Here is a 23,707-nt window from a genome sequence, read left to right on the forward strand (position 1 = left end):
CAGGACACACCAGATTGGGAGGACACCGAGACCGATGAGTGCCGAAGATCTCGAGAAGTACGAAACCGAGATGGAACTCTCGCTGTACAGGGAGTACCGGGACATCGTCGGTCAGTTCGCGTATGTCGTGGAGACCGAGCGCCGGTTCTACCTGGCGAATGCGGTCGAGTTGCTGCCGCACAACGCCAACGGCGAGGTGTACTTCGAGGTACGTATGTCCGATGCCTGGGTGTGGGACATGTACCGCCCTGCGCGTTTCGTGAAGCACGTCCGAGTCATCACGTTCAAGGACGTCAACATCGAAGAACTCGACAAGCCCGAACTGAGACTGCCCGACAAGCTGGGCTGACGACTACCGGTTCGCGTCGGGCGGGGCGCATCCTAACCGGACGTCCGACACGGAGCCGCCCTCGGCGGCGCGTCGTCCGCGGTTGTCCACAGGGACCGCAGTCATCCACAGACCCCCCGATTCCGCGCCCGGTGGCCGTTGCAGCCGGTTGCGCTACTCCACAGTGAGGGCATGCAGGGGAGACATGGGACAGGGCACAATCGGGCACTGGGTGCACGAGGCGAGGACCTCGCCGCGGAGTTTCTCGAATCGGCCGGCATGGTCGTTCTCGAACGGAATTGGCGGAGCCGATACGGCGAACTCGACCTGATCGCGCAGGACGGTGCGGCGGTCGTCTTCGTCGAGGTCAAGACACGCACCGGAACCGGATACGGAACACCCGCCGAGGCGGTGACACCGGTCAAGACCGAGCGTATCCGCCGGCTGGCCGGGATGTGGCTGTCGGAGCAGTCCCGCCGCTGGTCGCACATCCGCGTCGACGTGGTGACCGTTCTGCTCACGAGGGGGCACACACCCGAGATCACCCACCGCAGGCAGGTGCTCTGATGGCACTCGGACGAGCGTGGTCGGTCGCGGTCTCGGGGATCGACGGTCAAGTCGTCGAGATCGAAGCGGACATCGGCCGGGGCCTGCCTGGGGTCACGATGGTCGGACTGCCCGATACCGCGCTCCAGGAATCACGCGACCGCGTGCGTGCCGCTGTGGCGAATTCCGGTGCCAAGTGGCCGGATTCGAAGGTGGTTCTCGCGCTCTCACCGGCCACCTTGCCGAAGGTCGGCAGTGTCTACGATCTCGGTCTGGCATGCGCAGTGCTCGACGCCGCGGATGTCGTGCCGGCCGAGGCCGTGACGCGGACGGTGCTGCTCGGCGAGCTAGCGCTCGACGGGCGGGTTCGTCCGGTGCGCGGGGTGCTGCCCGCTGTGCTCACCGCGAAGAAGCACGGCTGGTCGCGCGTGGTGGTGCCGATCGCGACTATGACCGAGGCGGCGCTCGTCGAGGGCATCGACGTGTACGGGGCCGAGACGTTGCGTGATCTCGTGTTGTGGCTCCAGGGTGACGGTCCGCTCGAACGGCCCGATCCTCGTGCCGTGCCGCCGCGTGCGGTGCGTGGCGATCTCAGCGAGGTGGTGGGCCAGCACGAGGCGCGCCGCGCAATCGAGGTCGCTGCGGCCGGCGCACACCACCTGATGTTGACCGGCCCGCCCGGAATCGGCAAAACGATGCTTGCGCAAAGGCTTCCGGGAATTCTTCCGGACCTCGACGAGCGACACGCCCTCGAGGTGACAGCCATCCACTCGGTGGCGGGCACGCTCACCGGCGATCGGCCACTGGTGACCGAACCACCCTTCATCGCGCCACACCACACGGCGTCGGTGAGCGCACTGATCGGCGGTGGGACCGGAATGGCGAAACCCGGTGCGGTGAGCCGGGCACACCGCGGAGTGCTGTTCCTCGACGAGGTCGCCGAGATGGGCACGAAAACCCTCGAAGTGTTGCGCACACCTCTCGAGGACGGGGAGGTGCGCATCGCGCGGCGCGACGGCGTCGCACGCTATCCAGCCCGGTTCCAGCTGATCCTCGCGGCCAACCCGTGCCCGTGCGCACCCCCGCGCGATGCCGACTGCGTGTGCGCGCCGAGCGCCCGGCGCCGCTATCTGGGACGACTGTCCGGCCCGCTCCTCGACCGCGTGGACCTGCGGGTCCGGATGCAGGCTGTCGCGACGAGCGCGCTGATGTGGGAGACGGGCGAGAGCACCGACGACGTCCGGGCGCGCGTCGCCCGAGCGAGAGCCGCTGCGGCCGAAAGGTGGGCCGATTACGGATGGGCGACAAATGCCGAAGTCCCCGGACCTGCACTCCGGCAGAAGTTCCGGCTACCTCGCGCCGCGCTCGAGCCCGTCGAACGGGCGCTGCGTAAGGGGGCGATCACCGCCCGCGGGGCCGATCGGGCACTGCGGGTCGCGTGGACTTAGAAAACACATATTTCAACGGAGAACTCGATACGATCGAGATGTGACGAAAGCCGCGGTGTACCTGCGTCAATCAATGGACCGTTCCGGCGATGAGCTCGCGATCGATCGTCAGCGCGAAGATGTTCTGCGGTACGTCAACGCGATGGGGTGGGAGATCGTAGGGGAGTTCGTCGACAACGACGTGAGTGCCACCTCCGGCAAACGTCGACCGGAGTTCGACCGCATGATGTCGCTCGTAGACGAGGGTGAAGCCGACGTGGTGGTAGTGCGCCATCTCGACCGGTTGCTTCGACGGATGATTGAGCTTGAGACGGTGCTGGAGCGGTGTTCGCCGCACGGAGTGCGGGTGGTCAGCACTGCTGAAGGCATTGACACCGGAACAGACGGGGGGCGCACCACCGCCCGAATCCTGTGTTCCGTCGCACAGGGGGAGGTAGAGCGCAAGAGTGCCCGTCAACGGTCCGCGGCGGAGCAAGCTGCGAAGCAAGGACGGTGGGTGGGTGGACGACGTCCGTTTGGATATGAAGCCGATGGCGTGACGGTCTGTGAGTCCGAAGCTGAGCTGATCCGACGGGCATGTGACGACATCCTGGCGGGGGAGTCGTGTACTTCGGTGGCGCGGCGCTGGAACGCCTTGGGGGTCGCCCCCACTCAGAAGCGGCGAGACGGCAGCGGAGAATCGAAGTGGACGCACAGTACCGTTCGCGACGTTCTCACCAACCCACGACATGCGGGACTGCGCCGGTACCGCCCGGGAGCTTCCAACCCTGCTAAGCCTCGGACAGGCGCTGCCGTGTCGAACCGAGCCGCGATACGGCAGAACCCGAGACTGGGCATCGTCGGAAAGGCCCAATGGCCGGCGATAGTCTCCGAGGAAACCTGGCACGCAGTAGTCGACGTACTCGTCGATCCCAGTCGTTGGAAGCTTGCTAAAGGCAGCAAGCGTCTGCTGACTAACGTCGCTAGATGCGGTATTCCAGGGTGCGGTGAATATGTGCACGGAGGTGCAGCAGGGCATGGGAAGCCTGGCTATCGCTGCCGCTCAGGCGCTCATGTCGCTCGGCTTTCGGCACCGATCGACAGTTATATCGAACTATTGACCCTGAAGCGTCTGCTGGAGCCCGACGCGATTGTGGTTTTCGCGAGGACTGCCGATAGAGAGTCGGCAGCCCCGCTGATCGCTGAACTCAACGGAGTACGCAGGCGACTAGACGCGGTTCCACTCGAGTTCGCAGACGGAGTCTTAGACGCACGTCAGGTCAAAGCCATGACCACACGCCTACGCGAGCGCGAGGCCGACCTCCAGCAGCGAATCGCCCAACTGGGTCGGGGCGACATCATCGGACCACTCGTAACATCGCGGGATGTCGAGACAACCTGGCGAACGATGTCGACGGCCCGCAAGCGCGCCGTTATCAACCTCCTATTCGAGGAAATTCTGATCCACCCTGTCGGCCGGGGCGTACGCACTTTCCATCCGGAGTCCGTCACGGTGGCCTGGCGCGTACCCGAGTCTCCGGTCACTACCTGACCGCCCACGAAACCGTAGTGCTCCCAGTGGATGGACCTCGCAATAATTTGCGCGCAGTCATGCTCGTTTGATCCCTATCTCCCGCATTAAGGAGAGAGAGGGACACATCGTCTCGCTCGGCGACGGTCGCCATCGACCGATCAGGGACTGATTATGAGCAGTGGCACGAGCGAGTTGATGTCGCGGCGGAGGTTCGCCCAGTGGATGGGCATCTCGTCGGCCGGGGAGGCCAGGGGACGTACCGGCGGGGGAGAGTGGCCGCCTCACGTACGGATCGGACACAAGGTCTATTACCGCCGCGAAGCGGTCGAGCGGTGGCTTCGAGAGCAGGAGCAGGCGGGTGGTCGCCGTGCCTGACTTGCGAGCGATATTCCCGAACTTCGACGAGAAGACGTTCCAGGCGGCAAAGGAGTTGGTTGATCGCGCTCCCAAACTCAGCCAGGAACAGCTCGCCTCGATCCAGGCCGTCCTCGGGGGAGGCGATCGGCGGTGAAGTCCAGGAACAAAATCCGCCCCGCCGGACGGGGCAGGGCGGATCACCAGGGCGGCGAAGCCTCTATCGGCGATTCTACGGACTTCGAGACGTGCTACGCATGCAATGTCGTTCGGCCTCTGCGGGAGTTCGCCGTAGACCGCTGCCGGCCGTCTGGCTACCGCGGCGTGTGCGCGGCCTGTAGGGCCGAATATGAACGTCAGCGGTACCGGCATCACCGCGGGCAAATTCTTGATCGGCAGCGCGAGCACCGGCGTGCCCACCCGCACCTCGGATGGGAGGCGCGCTACCGTGCCCGCTGCCGGAGACATGGGCTAACCCCGATCATGGATTCGTTCAACCGTGAAGAACTGATCGCGGCGCACGGCGATCGGTGCTTCGACTGCGGTGGTCCCTGGGATCAGCTCGATCACCGTATCCCGGTCGCCGCGGGGGGATCGCACGACCTCGCCAACTGCCGCCCGATTTGTATGCGGTGCAACGGGAAGAAGCTTCACGCCTCCGACCGCCGTGCGATCGCCGACTTTCGGGCGGGTCGGATCATGTTGTGGGCGGCGGCGTCATGACCGATACGGCGCACGACGCGATCTACTCCCGGCGTGCGCCGGAGTATCGGAAAGCAGGCTGGACGCGTCGCTTCCCCTCACTCGGAACCAAGTCCAGCTTCGAAAATGAGACCGCGCCTGCCCGTCCGCGGCTGCACGGCGGTCACAGTCAAGTGCGCCGTAGTGCCGTCCAGGTGCACGGACAAGCAGTAAGTAGTGAAGGCGCAAACAGACCTCGGTAGGGAGGGATATCAGCATGCCTGAGTCACAGGTCGTCGACGACCTCGTCAACGAGACGCTTTTGTCGGCGCACAATCCGCGGATTGAGCCGCGCTGTCGGGTGTGCCGGGACGATCAGGTCCGCGGGACGGTGAACGAGATGTTAGCGCGGGGAGCGTCGTATGCGGGCATCGTCCGGGCTCTCACCAGTGAGGACGCCACGTCCGGCGAGCAGAGGGTCACGGTCGACTCCGTCCGTCGGCACTGCGAGCGGCACTTTCCGGTGCAGCAGACCGCTGCGGCCACTTATCGGGAGGTCCTCGAACGCCGCGCCCGGGAGAACCGCATTGACTTCGCCGATGGCCTGGCGGTCGCGCTGACGCCGGTCGCGATGTTCGAGATCGTCATGCAGAAGGCGTTCGAGCACCTTGTCGACGACGACACGACCGTGAGCGTGGAGACCGGGCTGCGGGCTGCGGAGAAGCTCCACGCCATCGCTCAGGAGACTTCGAACAGTCCCGACATCGCTGACATGCTGCTCCAGCTCCAGCGGATCACCGCTGCGGTGAAGGCAGTCGTGCCTCGCGAGATGTGGGGGCAGATTCTGCGGAAGTTGGACGAGTCGGTCCCTACCGAGGGATAGGCGGCGATCCTGCCGCTGGTACAGCTCGACACGTACCGGTCGACCCTCCGGGTGGGAAAGATCAAGTCCTCCTTCCGCGGTGGAGGAGGACCTGACTTCGTATCGGTTTCCGGTCAGACCAGCGGACGCCTAATCCGTCCGGTAACGTCAACGGTGACACAACAATTTACAGGTGACAGCCTACCGGAAACGGCTGCAACCACGCTGTGTGGTTGGAGGTTCCGTGACGCGATCTCGGATGCAAACACCTCTTGAGCCACCGGCTGGCCCCCGGGTGTAGCGAGACCAAAGGGCAATCAAGAGCTTTCACTGCGAGCGGGTCCAAGGCGGACCCACCCGCTCAGGGCGCGCAGAGCGACTCTCACCAGGCGATGTCGAGCCGGTGGGGCAGGTGAAAGCAGTACAGACACCCGGCAACCGACGCAAGCGACTAATACCCGCAGCGTGCATGTGGGGTTGTCGACACCGGAAGCAGGCCCCGCAGGGGTACTCACATCCACTTACCGAGGAGACTGTCCACGCTGAATCCGAGAGCAGCAGCACCCACACTTCCAAGGGTTGACAACTCTCCCCTTTCGACGAAGAGCAGCACGTCGTTTGGGGGCGGATACCTTCACCTATACGAAGTACCCATATGCCCCCCTCCTGACAGACAAGTCCCACCTCGCTCTGTCAGGAGGGGGCATATTGCGTTGTCCTTTCCTGCCGAAGTCCCTACTCGAAGTGCGGATGCTGGGTTTCGCCACGGCGACACTCTATGCCCGGTGGTGCGGTGCTGGGACAGGCATCTGTGTAGCCGGGCTGCGGGGGCAGTCGCGGGGGAGGCGTCTACCGTCTCGGTATGAGCGCGAACATTGATCCCCTCGACATCGTCGCTGTCCTCGTCGAGGCACACTCGCGGTATCCCAGCGTCGGGAGCGGGTCGTACTACGACGAGGTACTCGTCGAGGTACAGGATCGGGCGGAGCGCACCGGCTCGATCGGCAAGGCCGACATCGGTGCGCTGATGCTGTGGAAGCGGCTCAACCTGAACACCCGATGGACCCGCGAGCTGAACACTTTGCCGGATCGGGAAGTTCGCACGATCACCGGTGCAGCTCTCGACCGTGCTCGGGACTACAGTGCAGCGCCTCCCGTCGCGGCGAAAGAGGCGCGGCGGGAGCTGCTGAAGTTGCCGGGGTGTCAGCACGGGCCGGCTGTCGCCTCTGCGATTCTGACCGCCGGAGCTTCCGATCGTATGGCCGTGTACGACCGGCGGGCGGTGGCGGCACTCGGCGAGTTGGGATACGTCGACGTGGACGCCCGGTACAGCCGGTTCATGACGATCGTGTGCGAACTGGCGGAGCGGGTGAACAGCACTAAGGGGACGGGATGGTGCCCGCGTGACGTGGACAAGGCTCTGTTCATGCTCGGCGGACAGGAGTTCAAGAGGGTGGATGGGAAGCACTGATTGCGGGGGTCATGACGTCGTAGCCACCGGCACACGGGGGGTTGAGCGAAGCGGCCCCGTCTGCCGGTTCAGGTACTGACGACATCTCGCCAGTGCTTGTATACGTTCGTACGTTCGGAACTCGGATTGCCCCCGAAAGCCGACCCCACCTCGCCGGTCGACTGAGACACGACGAGCGCGGCAAGGGAAGGCTCGCCGCGGCGGAAGCAGTCTTCGGACAACAGGTCGAGTACGCGTCCCAGCCCGTTGGTGGCGTACGGCAACTCCAAAGCCTTGATTACGTCCGAGTAGTGGATGGTGCCGCCGGATAAGGCGATGCCGATAAGCAGGGGGCGTAGGACCGTAAGTGTCACCACGTCGAGGTCTGTGACCCTCAGTGTCGATCCTTTCGACGTGATCTTCTCACCGAGCTGCAGGTGTAAACCCATTCCGCGATCATCCCCGACTTTAGTTACTGCCACCAGTCGACGAGGGTCGGGACGGCCCGGCCTTCCGGTACACGGTGTAGACAGCGATCAATACGTCCTATCGGCGGTGTTTCCCGGGCCGCTTCCGCAGAGTCGCGACCCCCAACTTTCGTAGGTGAGCCGACCACAGTTTCTCCAACAACGCTTCGTCGGTGGCGGATAGGGGCCAACACGATTGCTGTGCTTGCTTCCAGCCACCCTCGGGATTCGCCTTCATGAGCTCTTCGCGAGGTAAACGATCGGCGATCGAAACGACCTTGTCGAACGTGACATTGATGGAGGAGGGCCAGTAGGGGTTGTCGTGGTAGATCAGGCCATCGTCGAGATGACCGCTTCCGAAGATGCCGTGTTCAGTATCTTGCCTCAGCAGGAACACCCGAGCACCGGCGGGAAGAGGATTAACCCGGCGTCCGGCACTCCACCCGAATTCGCAGGTGCGACTGCCCGCAGTCTCGCGAATCAACATCTGTAGTTCTTCGTCGGAGAAGTTCTCCTGGTCGCCATTCCATGTCAGCAAGTAGCCCACGGGGTGACTTTATGTCCTCGGAACGAGAGGCACACGAGTTCTAACTTCGACGCCGGGGATCAAGGAGTTGCTCCCCCAACAGGCACTCACTTCCGTGGAAGTGTCGGGGGGAGGAAGGCAGAGTTGAATCTGTGACACGTCCTCATGCTGAGCAGCGCCTCGAGGCTGCCTCTTATGCCGCTCGCAGCCTTTCTCGGCTACTCGACGAAATTGAAAGCGGAGGGCTGGTCGCGAGCCCGACATTTATTGCGCGAGTAGAAGGTGCAGTCGATGCCTTATGCGCTGTTGCGACTCCCGAATCTTCGACTCCTTCTTAACATTGACGACCGTCAATGTTAAATTGGGGGCGTGAGCACATCTCGTCGAGGTACTCCCGCTCGTCGACGACGCGGCCGGGTTATAGCTCCCGAAGGAACTGTCGTCGCGTACTTGCGAGTGTCGACGAGCGAACAAGCTGCCTCAGGCCTCGGACTCGAAGCTCAACGGGCCACGATTGCCGATTACGCCGCACGGAAGGGACTAAAGGTTGTTGGCGAGTACGTCGACGAGGGGATCAGCGCCAAGTCCCTCAAGGGTCGTCCCGGGGCGCTAGCGGCTCTTAAGGCGGTGCGGTCGGGGCAGGTCGCCGGCCTGCTGGTAGCAAAGATGGATCGTCTCAGTCGGTCCGTCGTCGACGGTGCCAGCCTCATGGACCAGGCTCGCACCGAACAATGGGCCTTGCACTTCGCCGACCTCGATCTCGACACGAGCACCCCAGCGGGCGAGATGGCGGCGAACATCATCATCTCGGGTAGCCAGTACGAACGGCGTCTGATCTCATCCAGGACGAAGGATGCGCTCGCGGCGAAACGCGCCCGGGGAGAGCGGCTAGGTGCGGAGCCGTCGCTAGCGCTTGAGGTCACTCGTCGAATAGTCACCGAGCGAACCGAAGGCCGTACCTTTCAGGCGATCGCCGACGGACTAATGGCCGACGGCATCCCGACCTCTCGGGGTAAGGCAACCTGGTACCCGGCGACGATCAAGGCTGTAGTAGAGAGCGACAACGCCACCGAGTTGCGCGTCGAACTTGGCCTAGGAGTTCAACGACGCGAGGAAGCGACCACCGACTTGTCGCAAACGCATGCGTCGAACCCCTAGATTTGGTCGTATTTTCCGCGCAGTGATCCGATGGCGGTCGTGAAGGTAGCAGCGATCATGTGGAGTTCAGTCTCGGTTGTTTTCGCACTAGGCGACTGATTCAGTCGTGCACCGACTGCGTTGTTGAACTTCATCACCGCTTTATACGAGTCCTCCATGTCGAGGAGGAGTAGGAGAGCGGAGTCCGCGGTCAGACGCGCTCGCGCAGACTCGCACGCACGCGCAGCTTCCTTCTCGTGTAACCCGAGCTCCGGAGGTGCGGCCGGGTCGCGCACCAGATTCTTCGACGCCTCTCTCAGAGACGCCGGAACTGTCAAGTCCTCGTCGATCGCCCTATCGATCGCGATGCATGCGTCTCGAACTGAGATCACTGACGACACAGTTGAACGCAGCGCCTCGAAGGTAGCTTCCCGCCGGTGCTTCTTGCGCTCGACCTCGGCTTGAGCAGAAAGTTGCGCCTCATGCTGGGATTGCTGAGCTGCCATCGCCTTGAGCTGCTGATCGAGCTGCGCCCTGTGTTGCCTTTCTTGGCGAATCATCGCGGCGCGTTGTTGCCGCAGCTGAGCTTTCGTGGTGTTCACGTGCGTGCGTTGAGTGAGAAGAACCCCTGCGAGCGCGAAGGTGGCCGCGACGACCGCGAGGAGGCCCGTTCCGAGAGTGGCAAGCGGCTGGGCGACGATGCGCCAGAACGCGCTACTACCTAGACTTCCGCGTGCCGCTGCTGCTGCGAGAAGACCGGACGCGAACGAACCGAGAACGATGCCGAGGGCCGCGGCTGGTACCCATACTCGCTTTTGCTCGACGAAGTGCTGAATCGCCTTCGCTCTTCGGCGCAGTGCCATGTATGAGACTTCTGCGGTCGGCCGGACTCCCAAGCTCGCTCCTGAAGTAGTGATTAGTGCTCGTGGCGAAATGTACCGATTGTGTCGGTGCCACTCCTTACACTTCCACCTCGTCGGGAGGGACCGCGAGTTAAGGGGAAATGTGAGCGAAGCAGTCGAACGGCAGTGGAACGTCCGTGACGCGGTCCTGAAGTGGCTGTACTTACGTACAGCGGAGGGGGCGCACGCTCCGGTGCCCCACGTGGACGACGTCATGGAAGCAGTCGGATGGGAGGGGAGACCGATCACGCGAGAAGAGGTCGCGAAGGCGACAACTCATCTCCGGGACCGAGGCTTCATTAAGGGCACCGCCGTCATGGGCGGTGGCGTAGCGCGTCCGATGATCACCGCAGATGGCGAACTGTATGCAGACAGAGGTGTTTCGGTGCGGGACCAGTTCGAAGCTCGCGTACCTGCGAACACAACAAACAACATCACCTTCCACGGCAACGTGACGGGGAACGTCGCTGCCGGGTCGACGCATGTCACGCAGTCGTTCGATGCCAGAGTAACGATCGAAAAGGTGAACGCGGTCGCCGACATGCTGGCGAAGGCGGTCGCCGATCGAGGTGTTGATGATGAGCAGGCCCGTGAAGCGACCGAGATAGTAGAGACGCTGCGCCTGGAGGCCGGCAGATCGAATTGGGTGCGCGTGCGGGAGATGCTTGGAAAAGCCTTCAGCGCGGCGGCGATGGCTACTGCGACTGCCGGTGGTGAAGCGCTTCCTCAGTTAGTGATGGATGCGATGCAGTCTTTGCCCATGTGAGGACGGTTGTGGGAGATGCCCCGAGTGAGTGTTGGGGTATCTCCTATTCGGCGGCTTGGTGCTGCTAGCCGATCACTGCCTGTAACTCCGCGTAGCGCCCTCTATTCGTCGTACGGTCCGAGGAATCGCTCACCGTTGAAATGGATCAGATGGGTGGGGTTGTCGGCACACCACACTTCGGTCTCCCATGCGATCTCGGCGAGGTATTTCCGCATCTCTGCTCTCGACGGGAAGCACGAGACATAGACCAATCCCGCTGTTGATCCGGCGAACAGCTTCTTCAGCTCTCCGTGCCGTTTAGCGTCGACAGGGCCATGCGTCGATGCTGCTTCGAGCAGGACGAGCCAGTTCTTGCCCGGAAGATAGACCACGAGGTCAGGCATCTTGCCGTGGTGGTCGACAGTGACCCCGAGGCCGGCGAGCTGGCTTTCCTCGAAGACCGCCCATTTCTCGTCGGCGTCTCCGACGTACAGGACCTGTCCACCAGGGGTGTAGTACGAACAGAAGTCCTCGACCATCTCCTTGATAAGGACGTTTTGCCCACCGGGACTGAGAGTGAGCGGTTTGCCGTCCGGCAGGGTAACGGGGATGCGATTCATCTCTCGTGCCGCTGCGTACTGCTGCCTGAGACTCGGAACGTCAGCCATGTAGGCCTTGAGAAGGCCGGGTGCCGCGGACGTCCCCCAGGCTCGTATGACTTCGAGAGCCCGAGGATGCACCTGATACACGGTTTTGGGTGAGTTCACCGGACGATCCGGCTTATCGGGGTTGAGTTCGACGAGGCTGGCGTCTACGAACTGATGAAGCGTGAACCGTCGGACGGTCTCGCGGGTGTTGGGCTTGTATTCCTTCTCGTAGTGCTCAGCGATCCAGTCCATGATCGCTCGCGTCCCTAACATCGGGCTGGTGGCTTCGCTCCACGGGGTCGTGGGGGTCATATGAAGCAGAGCGAGTAAGACGAGTGCCGAACGCTCGTTGCTGCGCTCGTCGTCGAAACCCAGATCGTCGAGGAGCTGACGGGTCTTCTCGACACGTTCGTCAATCTGGGTACTCATGCAACCGCCTCTGATCCGCGGACGTGCTTCTCTACGAGCGCGTCGACCTCTTCTTGATCAGGAAGGCTAGCGGGAACGTTGGTGCCGAGCGCTCGAAGGGTGTCGAGGTCGGGGAATCGGAGCGAGCGGAGGTCAGTGGCGTTGACCTGTGTGTGTCCGGAGAACATGCGGAAGAACTTGTCGACGAGGGTGCTGTTGAGCCATAGGCTCAGTCCGATAGCTAGGGGGCGATCCAGTCCCTGTCCGCCCTTATGGACGATGTTCAAGTGGTTCTCGAACGCAACGGGTGTCTCGCCGTTGGTGGCGGGGTCCCAGATGCCGGCGACGATGCGACGGCGCTCTTCCTTCGCCGAGAACCGCTTAACGACCACGTAGCACCCTGAAGGAAGTAGGAGTTTCTCAGACGCCGGACCGGTCAGGGCGAAGCCTTGCGGTTTGCGAATCTCACGTGGCCACTCGATCACTCCGCCTCGGACGTTGCCGGGGTAGATGAGGGGCACGCAGTTCTCCTCCACTGCCTCGCGCAGATTCTCACGCGAGCGGAAGTCCACCACCTTCCCGGTCGAGACCTGAATTCCTAGCGTCGCCGTCGTATCAGGTTGGGAGGCCATCTGCTCGGCGACCTCAGTGGCTTCGTCACCCGACGCGATTCTCAAGAACTGATGGGGGTCGTTAGGGTGAACCAAGTCGGTGTAATCCACGACGTGTTCGGTGCCTTCATCCGTGTGTCCGTTGCTGGCAGTCAGGCGGACCTTATCCCGGACACCTTCTCGGGTGGCCGAAAGGATGATGTTTTCCTGAAGGACTCCCGTGTCGGCGAAGACGGTCGACCGTGATTCGAAGGTGTGAAGGCGGTCTACAGCGACGTTTCGCAGCAAGTACTTCCGGAACTGTGCGAAGTAGGGTCCGTTCGCGAACGAGCGGGGAGTGATCGCTACCAGTTGGCCACCTGCCCCGAGAGCTGCCGTGCCGAGCGCGAGAAACGCGGCATAGAGATTGGGGCAGTCGACGCCCTGACTGATCAGCGCTTTGCGCTGGGGGGAACTCGCCGCGAGTTTCGCATAAGGGGGATTCATCACCACGATGTCGAACGGCTCGGTTAACGCGGCGTCGGAGTCAACACCGCCGTCGCTCAAGTCGATGTAATCCCCCTTGACGAGGACAGTCGAGACTGAGGTGCCCTGAGCCTGTCCGTAGCGCTCGCAGTCCGCCAAGGTCTCGGCCAAGTACGGATGCACCCCGGGATCGAGCTCGACAGCGACGATCTCGAGAGTGAGGTGTGGAGACTCCTCAAGTACGCGGCTGACGAGTGCTGCTGCCAGTGACCCCGCGCCAGCACCGGGATCGAGAACCCGTAGTCGGCCGGACTTGGGAAGGCGCGGGAAAGTAGCGATCAATTCTGCTGCGCGCTCCGGAGTGAAAAACTGACCGAGCTTCGCTTGGGTTGTCGAGTCCAACGTTGCGAGGGCTGCTTTGCGGCGCGTTTCGGTCCGGCTCATCAGGGTGTCATCCACGCCAACACGATATGCGGCCACGCAGACAGCCTCTGCGAGGACGCCGGAAGTCGGTACCGGAGCTCCGGCAGGTACGCCTACCGGTCGTGGACGCCGCAAGACCGTGACCACTGATCGCTCGCCGGCTGGGCAGTGACGAGTCGGACATCGTGCTGCCATCACCTTCATCCGAAAGAACCCTTGCCGCTAACACCTGAGGTCAGGGCACAGGGTGTTTAAGCGATCGACTCGGATTTCCAGAATCGTCGCGACCTCTCGGTGCTAAAAGCCTGCCGGTGGTCCGTGTGGGACTAACCACGCTCGACGTTGTCCGACGCTCTGCGAGGCTCGTCCCAGTTCTACCTGTCCGATCGAAGACCTATGAGCCACTCAAGCACGGGCGGCTCAAGGACACTCGTCCAGATAGCGACAAAAAGGGCGAACCCGATGAACAGTGCTAGCGATGCAAAGCCACCACCGGCTGAAGTTGCCAGCCGGAACCGCTCCTTCAGGTACGCGACCCGGCCTTGTTGCGCCGCACGGCGAAGTTTCTCGATGTTGTCAACCTCATGCGCGATCGCTACCCGTAGCATCTCGAACCTCTCGGGAAAGTCCGAGGGGTGATTCGCCAACTTGTCGTAAATGTCCGCAAGGGCCGCGAGTTTTTCGTGTGGGGTCTTGCGGGCGTTTCGTCCCCCGAAGTAGCCCGCGATGACGGCGGCCATCACGACGCCGATAGGGACGAGCGTGCCCGGCCACCACTGGGTGCCGCCGGTTGCAGGCACGGTGTCGTTCGCTGCCTGGGCAAGAGTCGCAATCACTGCGACATCATGCATGCCTACCGAGACATCCGCAGCAAAGGTGTGAGCCCGGTCTGTCCGTGTCGGAGGTCACGGGCGGGGCTGAGGAGGGGCTTCGAAGTGGTGGAGCGTGTCCTAAGAGAGACTGTCGCCGACCGATTGATCTCTCGGAAGGCCAACACACGTGACGACGCCTGAGTGGACAAAAGGGCTTGACGCATATGAGGGGAGGAGTCCAGAGGAGATTCTGGCCGATCTCGAAGAGGAAGAGAAAGAGCCTCAGGAAAAGCCCGACATCTTGTACCACTACACCGACGCAGTTGGGTTCCTTGGAGTTCTTGACAAGGAGGAAATATGGGCCTCCGAAGTCAGGTGCATGAACGACGCGCAGGAAATCGAATACGCGGCCGGTCTAGTTGCCGAGGAATGTAAAAAGTTCGGAGACGAATTTGTTTCTTGGAAGACACCGGAACTCTCCACAGCTCCGAGCGTGAGTGGGCTCCCTCAATGGATGAGGGAAAATTTCGATCCGAAGGGAGGGAACGGCCCCTACCCACACGGAGCAAGGTTGATGTACAAGCTGGCCTCGTCGTTTGCCAAGGTAGCGAGGTCGCGGCACCAAGGTGGTCCGAACACCTATGCAGCGTGCTTCACCACCGAACCGGACTCGCTCGGTCAGTGGCGTGGCTATGCCGGGGGAAGGGGTTATGCAATCGGTTTCCGGTATGAAGCGCTGTCGCAGGTGCGGGTGGGTGAGTCCGGTCCACTGATCGGCGAGCCGCAGAGAGTCTTGTACGGAGAAAAAGGAGGAAAAGAGCAGGTCGCCCGTCTTTATCGCCAGATCGGAAAACGGATGTTGACTGTTGCTCAGATTCTCGAACAAAACGAAGAAGCGCGGAAATCCGGTAACCCGGTCTCGGATGAAAAACCGTACCTAGGGAGTTTCGGGCCGAAGTTCCCTGAGCTCGCAACCGTCAAGCACAAGGCGTTCGAGGAAGAGCGGGAGTGGCGATTGATCCTCTCCGAGGAGTACGAGAATGTCGCTGAGTTGGTACCGGACTTTCGTGCCGGTGGAGTTGGGGGAGTTCTTCCCTATCTACGTCTCAAGGTCCCTGAGGGCGCGATCACGAGTGTTCGAGTGGGACCGGGTGAGGAAACCGATCTACGAGTCTTGATGGCGCAGCAAGCGTTGGCTCGATACGGGCATCACGACGTCAAGGTGCTGACCTCGGACGCTCCGTATCGTCCCTGACCTCTGCTAATCCGTAGCACTGCGGGTCGCGTGGACGCTGAGCGACCTCGAAGGTCTCGGCTCGCCCTCGGCGACTCATGTCGCCGCCGCCCTCGACTTCCGGGATCGGGGCGTCGCGTGAACGAGAAGCCGGACGAACGCCGCCTGGCGTGGGCCTATCTGTCCACGGTCGCACAGGGTGCGTCACGGTCGCTGTCGGCGGCGATCGATGCCTGCGGCGTGCTCGAGGTCGCCGCCGCGATCCGCTCGGGTTCGCCTCGCGACGAGTTCGCCTCGCGTTACGCGGTCCGGGCTCATCTCGACACCGCGGCAGACGATCTCGAACGCCTGGGCCGCGTCGGAGGGCGGTTGGTGACACCCGACGATGACGAATGGCCTGCATGGCAGATGCTCGGCTTCGGCACGCTCGATACTGCGACCGACGCGGAGGGGCCGCCGCTCGCGCTGTGGGTGTGGGGGAGCCGCCGACTCGACGAGTTGGCCGAACGTGCCGTCGGCATCGTCGGTACCCGTGCCGCGAGCGGCTACGGCGAGCACGTGACCGCCGAAATATCCGGTGACCTCGCGGCCGACGGCTGGACCGTCGTCTCGGGTGCGGCTTTCGGTGTCGATGCGGCTGCCCACCGGGCGGCTCTCGGTGTCGGCGGCGCGACGGTCGCGATCCTCGCCTGCGGTGTCGACCGGGCGTACCCGGCGGCGCACACGACGATGTTGCGGCGCATCTCCGAATCGGGTCTGGTGGTCAGTGAGTATCCGCCGGGCACCACTCCGGCGCGGTACCGGTTTCTCGCCCGGAACCGCCTGATCGCAGCGTTGTCGGGTGGCACGGTCGTCGTCGAGGCGGGTTGGCGCAGCGGCGCGCGGAACACTGCGGCGTGGGCGAGGAGACTCGGACGACCGGTCATGGCGGTGCCCGGACCGGTGACATCGGCGGCTTCGCAAGGATGCCACCGCATGATCAGGGAGGGGGAAGCCCGTCTGATCGGTACGGCTCGCGACGTCGTCGACGAATGCGGCAAGCTCCTGGAACGGGACGATGATCGGGACGCGCACTTCACGCGGGCGCTCGACGGTCTGTCCGGCGACATGGCCATGGTCTACGAGGCGTTTCCTGGCACGGGTAATTGCAGTCCCACCGACTTGGCCGAATCTGCCGGCCTGCCTGCAGATCGGGTGCGGGCGGCGTTGCCCATGCTCGAACTCGAGGGGTTCGTGGAATCTACGGATGGGGGCTGGCGACGTACATGAGCGGTGGCTATCACCGTCCCTCGGCGCGGGGCCCGGACTCGAAGGATTCGAGCATGCGGGTCCGAAGGCTGTCGTAGATGGGAACACTGCCCACAGCCTCGGTGACGACGACCGCACAGGCTGTGGCGACCAGCATCGGAACGGCAACACTGGTTACTGCGGTCATCTCCATGATGAGCACGACGCCCGTGAGGGGTGCCCGAACCGACGCACCGAACAGCGTCGCCATCCCCACGAGAGCCATCGGAACGGTGATGGAGGAATCGACGCCGGGTATCAGCGCCGCGCAGAGCCCGGCGAACAGCACACCCCACAACGCGCCGAGGGCGAGCATCGGGGCGAAGAGGCCACCCGGGGTCCCCGCCGTGTAGGACACAGGTCCTGCGACGAAACGCACCAGAACGTACAGCGCTACCACGGGAAGAGCGAGCGTGCTCCCCGCGACGATGTGCTGAACCAGGGCGTCCCCGCCGCCGGCGGCCCACGGAGCGGCACTTCCCGCCATTCCCACGGCTCCGCCGATCACGGCGGCCTTCACGACCGGTGGGAGTGAACGGATCGAATCGACCACCCGCAAGGAGGACATGATCATCCGGTTGTAGGCAGCGCCGAAGAGGCCCGTGAACAGCCCGAACACCACGAAGAGGGGTAGCAAGGCCAGGGGCTGGGATCGGACCTGGTCGGTGGCGAAGTCGGGAAGGTCGCCGATGACCAGGCGTGAGCATCCCACTCCGGTTGCTACCGCGAACATGGTGGGAACGACCATGCGAAGGCGGAGCGTGTGCGTCACTTCTTCCAGGGCGAACAGAGCGCCGGCGACGGGCGCTCCGAACGCCACGGCCAGTCCTGCGCCGGCGACCGAGGACTGGAGCAGACGGACGTCCTCGATGCTCATGCGCGCGCGGCGACCGGCCTCGGCACCGACCGCGGCACCCATGTGTACGATCGGCCCCTCCCGGCCCAGTACGAGTCCGGAGCCGATGGCGAGAAGTCCGCCGACGAACTTGGCGGGGAGGATCGCGAACGGGGGAGGATCGGCCTGTCTACGGGCGACGGCCTCGACGTGCTGGATGCCGCTTCCCGACGCCAAGGGCACGTGCCGGACGATCATCGCTGCCAGGGCGGCACAGAGGGCGGTGATCCCGGCCGGTATCAACCAGCCCGGGCCGGGCAGGTCGTGGGTCCACTCCGTCAGGTGCAGCCGCCGGCCGTCGGCCCATTCGAGACACCAGCGGAACACGCCGCCCACAAACCCGGTGACGACTCCGGCGGCCGCGGCGAGCAGGCAGATGATCGGCAACGCGTACGGAGGAGCGGGCCGTTCCTCCGTGGAGTCTTCGGGTTCCGTCACGTCGTCTCCGAACCACGATGTCAGCTCCTCGGGTCCGCCTCACCGACGGCGGGGCGTGCCCGGCGGCACACGATCAGTCTGTGGCTTCCTCGGGTGTGGATGCCTCGATGTACCAACTGCGGGCCTCACGGTCCCACTTCACACCACCACGATGAGCTTTGCGGAACTCCTTCAGTATCGCCCGGTCGATCGACGGGTGGCCGTTGTCGTTCACGTAGATCCAGTCGGACCCGAACTTCGCTTCGATCGCGTCGACCATATCGGTCTGGGTGACTCTGCGCTCGGTGGTGATGATGTCGGTCATCCAGGTGGCGATCTCGGCTGCGGTGGTGCTCATGCTTTCGAGCCTAGAGCCTTCGCTGCCCACACTTCCCCGCCGTACCCCGGCAGGGAGTACGGTGACCGAGGATAGGTAACCCTAATAGGAGGTCCAGTGGTCCGGAAAGCTCCCACGTCGACGACACTCACGGTCCTGCGAACCGAGCCGATCGGCGAGCACTTCGTTCGAGTCGTGCTCGGTGGCGACGGATTCGATGCGTTTCCGGCCCGCCCCGAGACCGACAGCTACGTGAAGATCGAACTGCCGGTGGGCGACGAGACCGTGATCCGCACGTACACGGTGCGGCGTGTCGACCGGGCTGCCCGGGAGATCTGGATCGACTTCGTCGTTCACGGGGACGAAGGTGTCGCGGGACCGTGGGCGCGATCCGTGCAGCAGGGTGCGCAGGTCGTGGTGCGAGGCCCGGGCGGCGGATACCGCCCGGATCCCTCCGCCGACTTCCACCTGCTCGCCGGCGACGAGACGGCGATCCCGGCGATCGCGGCGGCGCTCGAAGACCTTCCCGGTGATGCGCGTGGGGCGGTCTTCCTGGAGGTCGCCGGTCCCGCCGACGAGATGAAGCTCGCCGCTCCGGAAGGCGTGGACATCGTCTGGCTCCATCGCGGCGTTGCGGCCGGTGACGCCGATGCCGATCTGATCGACGCCGGTGCACCGCTCGTCGCAGCGGTGAAGGCGATGCCCTGGCCCGACGGCGATGTGCAGGTCTTCGTGCACGGGGAGGCCGAGGCGGTCATGAAACACATTCGGCCGTATCTGCGGAAGGAACGGGCCGTGCCCTCGGCGCGGGCGTCGATCTCGGGCTACTGGCGTCGCGGACGCACCGAGGAGGGATTCCGGGTGTGGAAGAGCGAACTGGCCGCGGTGGAGGGCAGCTGACCGCCGTAGACGCTCGTCAGCTCGTGGACTCGCGCGCCAGCAATGTGACCGAGGTGAGTGCGAGGCCCGAGCAGACCACGATCGCGACCGCCATCGGTATGCCGGTGCCTTCGCCGCCGAGGCCCACGAGGGGGGAGACGGCGGCGGCGAGACCGAACTGGGATGCGCCGATCACGGCGGAACCGGTCCCCGCGGCCTTCGGGACCTGCGACTGGGCGAGGGCGGTGGCGTTGCCCAGGGTCATGCCGACCATGCTGACGGCGACGAACAGCAGCGGCAGGATCAGAGCCGCGACGTATCCGATGAAGATCATCGCCGACAGGAGCAGGACGCCTGCGGTGAACATGGTGGTCACGCCGAAGAGCAACAGCGTCCGTACCTCGAACCGCCCGATGAGGCGGGTGTTGACGACGTTGCTCAGAACGAGTCCGACCGAGTTGACGGCGAACACGAGGGAGAACTGGCCGGGGCTCAGACCGAGGATGTCCTGCGTGATGAACGGCGACGCCGAGATATACGAGAACATCGCGCCGAAGCCCAGCGCCATCGCCGCTGCGTAGCCGACGAAACGGCGCTTGGACAGGACGTAGCCGAAGTTTCCGGCCATGATCTTCAGCCCGCCGCCGTGCCGCCTCTCGGGCGGCAGGGTCTCGGGAACGAACAGTAGTGCGCCGAGCGCCATCGCGATCGCCAGGGCTGTGAGCACCCAGAAGATCCCGCGCCATCCGATCGGGCCGAGCAGGGCCCCACCGAGCAGCGGAGCGACGACGGGGGCAATGCCTCCGATGATCATCATGAGGCTGAACAGCTTCGCTGCCTGGTTGCCCTTCGCCCTGTCGGCGATGACCGCACGGGCCAGGACGATTCCGGTACCACCGCTGAATCCCTGGATCAGCCGCGCCGCGATCAGAACCTCCACGGTGGGTGCCATGGCGCAGATCGCGCTGCTCAACGCGAGCACGACAGTGCCGGTGAGAATCAGCCGGCGCCGTCCCCAGCTGTCGGAAAGCGGACCCACCAGGAGCTGACCCAGGCCGAGGCCGGCCATGAATGTCGTGAGGGTCAACTGGACCCCGACCGTCGTGCTTCCCAGGCTCTCCGCCATCACGGGAAGTCCGGGGAGGTACATGTCGGTGGCGAGCGGTGCTGTCGCAGACAGCAGCGCCAATGCGCACAGCATCGGCACCGGAATCATTTTGTTCACAAAAGTACTTTAATCGGCGGGGTTCGTTGCGTTCGCGGCACCGACAGCGCACGGTAGGACCATGCGAAGCGACGGACCGGACGATCTTCCCGCGCCCCTGGCCGTGCACCTCGGCGACTTCCTCGACCATCTGCGCCTCGAGGGTAACCGCTCGCAGCACACGATCCGCGCCTATTCCACCGACATCCGTTCGCTGCTGCGCCACCTTGAGGAGCGGAATCCGGAGGCGCGCATCACCGAACTCGATCTCGACCTGCTGCGATCGTGGCTGGCCGGGATGGTGGAAGCAGGCGCCGCGCGCACCACGCTCGCGCGGCGGACGTCGTCGGCACGGGTGTTCACGGCCTGGCTCGTTCGCACCCACCGGCTCGACACCGACCCCGCAACGCGACTCGTGTCGCCGCGTCCGCATCGGACGTTGCCCGCGGTGCTGCGCGACGATCAGGCGCTGCAGATCATGGAGGCCGCAGAATCCGGTGCCCGGGAACTCGATCCCGTCGCCCTACGCGATCGCACCATCGTAGAACTGTTGTACGCGACCGGCATTCGAGTAGGTGAGCTGTGCGCAGTCGACCTCGGGGACGTCGACGCCGACCGGAGGGTCCTGCGGGTCGTCGGCAAGGGTGACAAGGAGAGGATCGTCCCCTACGGAGCACCTGCCGCCGACGCGCTCGACGCGTGGCTGCGTCACGGTCGCCCTCACCTCGCACGCCCGTCTTCGGGAGCCGCATTGCTGCTGGGCAAACGCGGCGGGCGAATCGATCAGCGGCAGGTCCGGTCGGTGGTGCACGAAGCCGTCTCCTCGGTGCCCGGTGCTCCCGACCTCGCGCCGCACGGTCTGCGCCACAGCGCCGCGACGCATCTGCTCGAAGGGGGAGCAGATCTGCGGGTGGTCCAGGAGGTACTGGGCCACTCGAGTCTGGCCACCACCCAGCTCTACACCCACGTCTCGGTGGCTCGGCTGCGCGCGGCTCACGAGCAGGCCCACCCCCGCTCCTGATCGTGCGCCGAAGGCCCCTGCAGGTTTGATAGCGTGCCCCGGCACCATCGAATCGGGGGAACAGATGAGACGCAACGATCCGAGTCCTGCCGTGCCCGCTTGGCTGCAGGAACGACCGGAATCCGAGTCCGACACCACCCGCCGCGGTTTCCGCCGCGCTTCTCGCGGAGCCGAGACCACCGGTTCGTCCGCACCACCCGGCGACAGCGCGCCCTCGCAGGCTCCCTCGGCCCCGCTCGAGATGACGGCCTCCGTGCCATTCGGGATGGTGCTACCGCCCCGTGCCGCCGCCACGTCCGAGCAGCCGGAGACCGACGGCGCGGAGCAGGCACTCGTGCCCGACCCGGCGCCGATGCCGCCTCCGGCAGAACCCGAGGACTCGACGCTCCGCGTGAGCGAGCGGGAGGCCCACATCGACCCCGAGCCTGTAGCTCCGGGCCCCGGGCCCGAACTCCCCACACCGGACCCCGAACCCGGGCCGGCGGACGGTGTGGAGCCGACAATGCTGCCCGCCTCGCAGCGCCTCGATCATCGACCGTCGAACGTCGATCTCGCGTCGGGTGTACTCGTACGTAGGTCCCGACGGGCGTCCGGTCGATGGCGGGAGAGCATGAGCAGGCTCACCGGGGGCCGACTCGACGGGGGCAACAGCGACCGGCACGACGAACTCGTCGCCCGCATCCGCCAGCCGATCTCGGGTGACTACCGGATCGCGGTGCTGTCACTGAAGGGTGGGGTAGGAAAGACCACTACGACGGTCGGGCTCGGATCGACGTTCGCGTCGTTGCGCGGCGACTGTGTCATCGCCGTCGACGCGAATCCCGACTTCGGAACCCTCGCCCAAAGGGTCCCGTTGCAGACCACCTCGACGGTGCGGGATCTGCTGGCGAATGCTGCCGGAATCTGCCGATATTCCGATGTGCGCGCCCATACATCGCAGGCGCCGAGCCGGCTCGAGGTGCTCGCGAGCGAACGTGATCCCGCCGCGTCGGAGGCGTTCAGCGAGGACGATTATCGCCGCGTCGTCGACATCCTGCAGGTCTACTACAACGTCATCCTCACCGACTGCGGAACCGGGATCATGCATTCGGCCATGCGGGGGGTGCTGGATCTGGCGAACACCCTGGTGCTCGTCGCCTCTCCCGCGGTCGATGCGGCACGCAGCGCGGCCGCCACACTCGACTGGCTCCAGGCACACGGCTACACGGAACTGGTCGAGCGCACGGTCGTGGTGATCAGTTCGCCGCGGCCGGGTTCGGCGAGTATCGATATGGACGCCTTGACCGCTCACTTCCTCGCGCGGTGCCGGGCGGTGACGGTGCTGCCCTTCGACGAGCATCTCGCCGAGGGAGCCGAGATCGATCTCGAGCGCCTGCGACCCGCGACGCGTGCCGCGTTCGTCGGACTCGCCGCGATGGTCGCCGACGACTTTCCGGCGTTGTCGGGTCGCCACGCCGGACGGTAGCGGGCGGACACCGCGCCTCGGCTCACACCGGTAGCAGCCGGATCACCGGCCGTCGCACGAGGGGGAGTGGGTCGAGGTAGTCGTCGCGGCTGCGGCGCAGTCCCCAGTGCAGGCAGGCCGCGGACGGACACCCCTCGTGGCCGCCGACGACCGTGCCGATCGGGTCGCCTTTCGTCACCCGGCGACCTGCGGCGACCGTCGCCGCAACGGGTTCGTAGGTGGTGCGCAGACCGCCCGGATGATCGACCGACACGACGGGTTTCCCGGCGACCGTGCCGGCGAACGCGACGATGCCGTCACCCGCGGCCGCGACCGTCTGTCCGGTGCGTGCTTCGAGGTCGACACCGCGGTGGCCGGGAAGCCAGTCGTGCTCGGGTGGGGCGAATTGCCGGGTCACGGTGGGGCGAGGATCGAGCGGCCAGCCGAACCGCTCGGCGTCGGCGGACCCGGTACCCGGGACGGCCGCCAGCACGATGAGCACGGTGATCGCGACGACCGGAATCGAGCGGAGGTGCGTGGCAGGGGACATGGTTTGTCAGCGTCGTGATCCGCAAGGGTTGCCGCCAGAGGGTTTCGGCGATCTGTGGACAACTCCGATCGCTCCACAGCCCGGATGCCTCCCGGTTAGGGATCCGTGTCCGGG

The 23,707-nt window shown here is 64.6% G+C and carries 26 protein-coding genes and 1 pseudogene; 17 read left to right on the plus strand and 10 right to left on the minus strand.

What is annotated here, in order from left to right; translation table 11 throughout:
• Window positions 1-34 precede the first annotated feature (34 nt).
• The 9 genes and pseudogenes from ABZ789_RS00440 (at window position 35) to ABZ789_RS00480 (ending at window position 7,203) form a co-directional block, all read left to right on the plus strand.
• On the plus strand, window positions 35-349 hold the full coding sequence (locus tag ABZ789_RS00440) for a DUF2469 domain-containing protein (protein ID WP_006550963.1): 315 nt from the start codon (window positions 35-37) through the stop codon (window positions 347-349).
• A 171-nt stretch (window positions 350-520) separates the two neighbouring features.
• Window positions 521-895: a YraN family protein gene (locus ABZ789_RS00445; protein WP_358417329.1), complete on the plus strand. Its 375-nt coding sequence runs from the start codon at window positions 521-523 to the stop codon at window positions 893-895.
• Window positions 895-2,319 (plus strand): annotated as a pseudogene (locus ABZ789_RS00450) (YifB family Mg chelatase-like AAA ATPase); the annotation flags it as partial. The gene ABZ789_RS00445 and the pseudogene ABZ789_RS00450, both read left to right, overlap by 1 nt.
• A 43-nt stretch (window positions 2,320-2,362) precedes the next feature.
• Window positions 2,363-3,853: a recombinase family protein gene (locus tag ABZ789_RS00455; RefSeq protein ID WP_358417332.1), complete on the plus strand. Its 1,491-nt coding sequence runs from the start codon at window positions 2,363-2,365 to the stop codon at window positions 3,851-3,853.
• 153 nt (window positions 3,854-4,006) lie between these two features.
• Complete coding sequence (locus tag ABZ789_RS00460; protein WP_358417335.1) at window positions 4,007-4,210, plus strand: hypothetical protein; 204 nt, start codon at window positions 4,007-4,009, stop codon at window positions 4,208-4,210.
• Window positions 4,203-4,346, plus strand: a complete 144-nt coding sequence (locus ABZ789_RS00465) for a hypothetical protein (RefSeq protein WP_358417338.1) — start codon at window positions 4,203-4,205, stop codon at window positions 4,344-4,346. Before ABZ789_RS00460 ends, ABZ789_RS00465 begins: the two co-directional genes overlap by 8 nt.
• A gap of 326 nt (window positions 4,347-4,672) precedes the next feature.
• Window positions 4,673-4,912 carry an HNH endonuclease signature motif containing protein gene (locus ABZ789_RS00470; RefSeq protein ID WP_358417341.1) on the plus strand — a complete coding sequence of 80 codons (240 nt, stop codon included), beginning with the start codon at window positions 4,673-4,675 and terminating at the stop codon, window positions 4,910-4,912.
• Window positions 4,913-5,147: 235 nt separating this feature from the next.
• Window positions 5,148-5,753, plus strand: a complete 606-nt coding sequence (locus ABZ789_RS00475; RefSeq protein WP_358417344.1) for a hypothetical protein — start codon at window positions 5,148-5,150, stop codon at window positions 5,751-5,753.
• Window positions 5,754-6,594: 841 nt separating this feature from the next.
• Window positions 6,595-7,203: a hypothetical protein gene (locus ABZ789_RS00480; RefSeq protein WP_358417347.1), complete on the plus strand. Its 609-nt coding sequence runs from the start codon at window positions 6,595-6,597 to the stop codon at window positions 7,201-7,203.
• A gap of 68 nt (window positions 7,204-7,271) precedes the next feature.
• Here the strand turns inward: ABZ789_RS00480 and ABZ789_RS00485 are convergent, their stop codons facing one another.
• Entirely contained in the window at window positions 7,272-7,631 is a 360-nt protein-coding gene (locus ABZ789_RS00485; RefSeq protein WP_358417350.1) for a hypothetical protein, read from the minus strand.
• Window positions 7,632-7,728: 97 nt separating this feature from the next.
• Window positions 7,729-8,196 (minus strand): hypothetical protein, encoded by a 468-nt coding sequence (locus ABZ789_RS00490; RefSeq protein ID WP_358417352.1) that lies wholly within the window; start codon window positions 8,194-8,196, stop codon window positions 7,729-7,731.
• Between the two features lie 348 nt (window positions 8,197-8,544).
• On the opposite strand from ABZ789_RS00490, the gene ABZ789_RS00495 reads away from it, so the two are divergent.
• The gene (locus ABZ789_RS00495; RefSeq protein ID WP_358417355.1) at window positions 8,545-9,333 is read left to right on the plus strand and encodes a recombinase family protein; all 789 of its coding nucleotides are present in this window, start codon (window positions 8,545-8,547) and stop codon (window positions 9,331-9,333) included.
• Here the strand turns inward: ABZ789_RS00495 and ABZ789_RS00500 are convergent.
• A complete protein-coding gene (locus tag ABZ789_RS00500; RefSeq protein ID WP_358417358.1) occupies window positions 9,330-10,175 on the minus strand; it encodes a hypothetical protein in 846 nt (281 codons plus the stop codon). The genes ABZ789_RS00495 and ABZ789_RS00500 overlap by 4 nt on opposite strands.
• Window positions 10,176-10,317: 142 nt before the next feature.
• Here ABZ789_RS00500 and ABZ789_RS00505 point away from each other — a divergent pair, with 142 nt between their 5' ends.
• The gene (locus ABZ789_RS00505) at window positions 10,318-10,980 is read left to right on the plus strand and encodes a hypothetical protein (protein ID WP_358417361.1); all 663 of its coding nucleotides are present in this window, start codon (window positions 10,318-10,320) and stop codon (window positions 10,978-10,980) included.
• 101 nt (window positions 10,981-11,081) lie between these two features.
• On the opposite strand, the gene ABZ789_RS00510 is transcribed toward ABZ789_RS00505, so the two are convergent.
• The 3 genes from ABZ789_RS00510 to ABZ789_RS00520 all read right to left on the minus strand — a co-directional run bounded on the left by ABZ789_RS00510 (window position 11,082) and on the right by ABZ789_RS00520 (window position 14,364).
• Entirely contained in the window at window positions 11,082-12,035 is a 954-nt protein-coding gene (locus tag ABZ789_RS00510; RefSeq protein ID WP_358417364.1) for a BsuBI/PstI family type II restriction endonuclease, read from the minus strand.
• Window positions 12,032-13,549, minus strand: a complete 1,518-nt coding sequence (locus ABZ789_RS00515) for an Eco57I restriction-modification methylase domain-containing protein (RefSeq protein WP_358417367.1) — start codon at window positions 13,547-13,549, stop codon at window positions 12,032-12,034. Before ABZ789_RS00515 ends, ABZ789_RS00510 begins: the two co-directional genes overlap by 4 nt.
• Window positions 13,550-13,887: 338 nt before the next feature.
• Window positions 13,888-14,364, minus strand: coding sequence for a hypothetical protein (locus tag ABZ789_RS00520; protein ID WP_358417370.1), 477 nt, complete (start codon window positions 14,362-14,364; stop codon window positions 13,888-13,890).
• 148 nt (window positions 14,365-14,512) lie between these two features.
• Between ABZ789_RS00520 and ABZ789_RS00525 the strand changes: the two genes are divergently transcribed.
• The 3 genes from ABZ789_RS00525 to dprA are packed head-to-tail and all read left to right on the plus strand — an operon-like array spanning window position 14,513 to window position 16,828.
• Window positions 14,513-15,580, plus strand: coding sequence for a DUF2971 domain-containing protein (locus ABZ789_RS00525; protein ID WP_358417372.1), 1,068 nt, complete (start codon window positions 14,513-14,515; stop codon window positions 15,578-15,580).
• A gap of 37 nt (window positions 15,581-15,617) precedes the next feature.
• Window positions 15,618-15,701 carry a hypothetical protein gene (locus tag ABZ789_RS00530; RefSeq protein WP_358418178.1) on the plus strand — a complete coding sequence of 28 codons (84 nt, stop codon included), beginning with the start codon at window positions 15,618-15,620 and terminating at the stop codon, window positions 15,699-15,701.
• Complete coding sequence (dprA, locus tag ABZ789_RS00535; RefSeq protein WP_358417375.1) at window positions 15,698-16,828, plus strand: DNA-processing protein DprA; 1,131 nt, start codon at window positions 15,698-15,700, stop codon at window positions 16,826-16,828. Before ABZ789_RS00530 ends, dprA begins: the two co-directional genes overlap by 4 nt.
• Before the next feature lie 10 nt (window positions 16,829-16,838).
• Here the strand turns inward: dprA and ABZ789_RS00540 are convergent, their stop codons facing one another.
• Both ABZ789_RS00540 and ABZ789_RS00545 read right to left on the minus strand, forming a co-directional pair.
• Window positions 16,839-18,179, minus strand: coding sequence for a ClC family H(+)/Cl(-) exchange transporter (locus ABZ789_RS00540; RefSeq protein WP_358417378.1), 1,341 nt, complete (start codon window positions 18,177-18,179; stop codon window positions 16,839-16,841).
• 73 nt (window positions 18,180-18,252) lie between these two features.
• On the minus strand, window positions 18,253-18,516 hold the full coding sequence (locus tag ABZ789_RS00545; RefSeq protein ID WP_358417381.1) for a hypothetical protein: 264 nt from the start codon (window positions 18,514-18,516) through the stop codon (window positions 18,253-18,255).
• 96 nt (window positions 18,517-18,612) lie between these two features.
• Here ABZ789_RS00545 and ABZ789_RS00550 point away from each other — a divergent pair, with 96 nt between their 5' ends.
• Window positions 18,613-19,395, plus strand: coding sequence for a siderophore-interacting protein (locus ABZ789_RS00550; protein ID WP_358417384.1), 783 nt, complete (start codon window positions 18,613-18,615; stop codon window positions 19,393-19,395).
• Window positions 19,396-19,411: 16 nt separating this feature from the next.
• Here ABZ789_RS00550 and ABZ789_RS00555 read toward each other — a convergent pair whose 3' ends face one another.
• Window positions 19,412-20,575 (minus strand): multidrug effflux MFS transporter, encoded by a 1,164-nt coding sequence (locus ABZ789_RS00555; RefSeq protein ID WP_358418181.1) that lies wholly within the window; start codon window positions 20,573-20,575, stop codon window positions 19,412-19,414.
• An 85-nt stretch (window positions 20,576-20,660) separates the two neighbouring features.
• On the opposite strand from ABZ789_RS00555, the gene ABZ789_RS00560 reads away from it, so the two are divergent.
• Both ABZ789_RS00560 and ABZ789_RS00565 read left to right on the plus strand, forming a co-directional pair.
• Window positions 20,661-21,599, plus strand: coding sequence for a tyrosine recombinase XerC (locus ABZ789_RS00560; RefSeq protein ID WP_358417387.1), 939 nt, complete (start codon window positions 20,661-20,663; stop codon window positions 21,597-21,599).
• Between the two features lie 64 nt (window positions 21,600-21,663).
• Window positions 21,664-23,064, plus strand: coding sequence for an AAA family ATPase (locus ABZ789_RS00565; protein WP_358417390.1), 1,401 nt, complete (start codon window positions 21,664-21,666; stop codon window positions 23,062-23,064).
• 22 nt (window positions 23,065-23,086) lie between these two features.
• Here the strand turns inward: ABZ789_RS00565 and ABZ789_RS00570 are convergent, their stop codons facing one another.
• Window positions 23,087-23,593, minus strand: a complete 507-nt coding sequence (locus tag ABZ789_RS00570) for a M23 family metallopeptidase (protein ID WP_358417393.1) — start codon at window positions 23,591-23,593, stop codon at window positions 23,087-23,089.
• Window positions 23,594-23,707: the final 114 nt, after the last annotated feature.

The sequence above is a fragment of the Rhodococcus sp. NPDC047139 genome, assembly GCF_040643435.1.
GTDB lineage: Bacteria > Actinomycetota > Actinomycetes > Mycobacteriales > Mycobacteriaceae > Rhodococcus.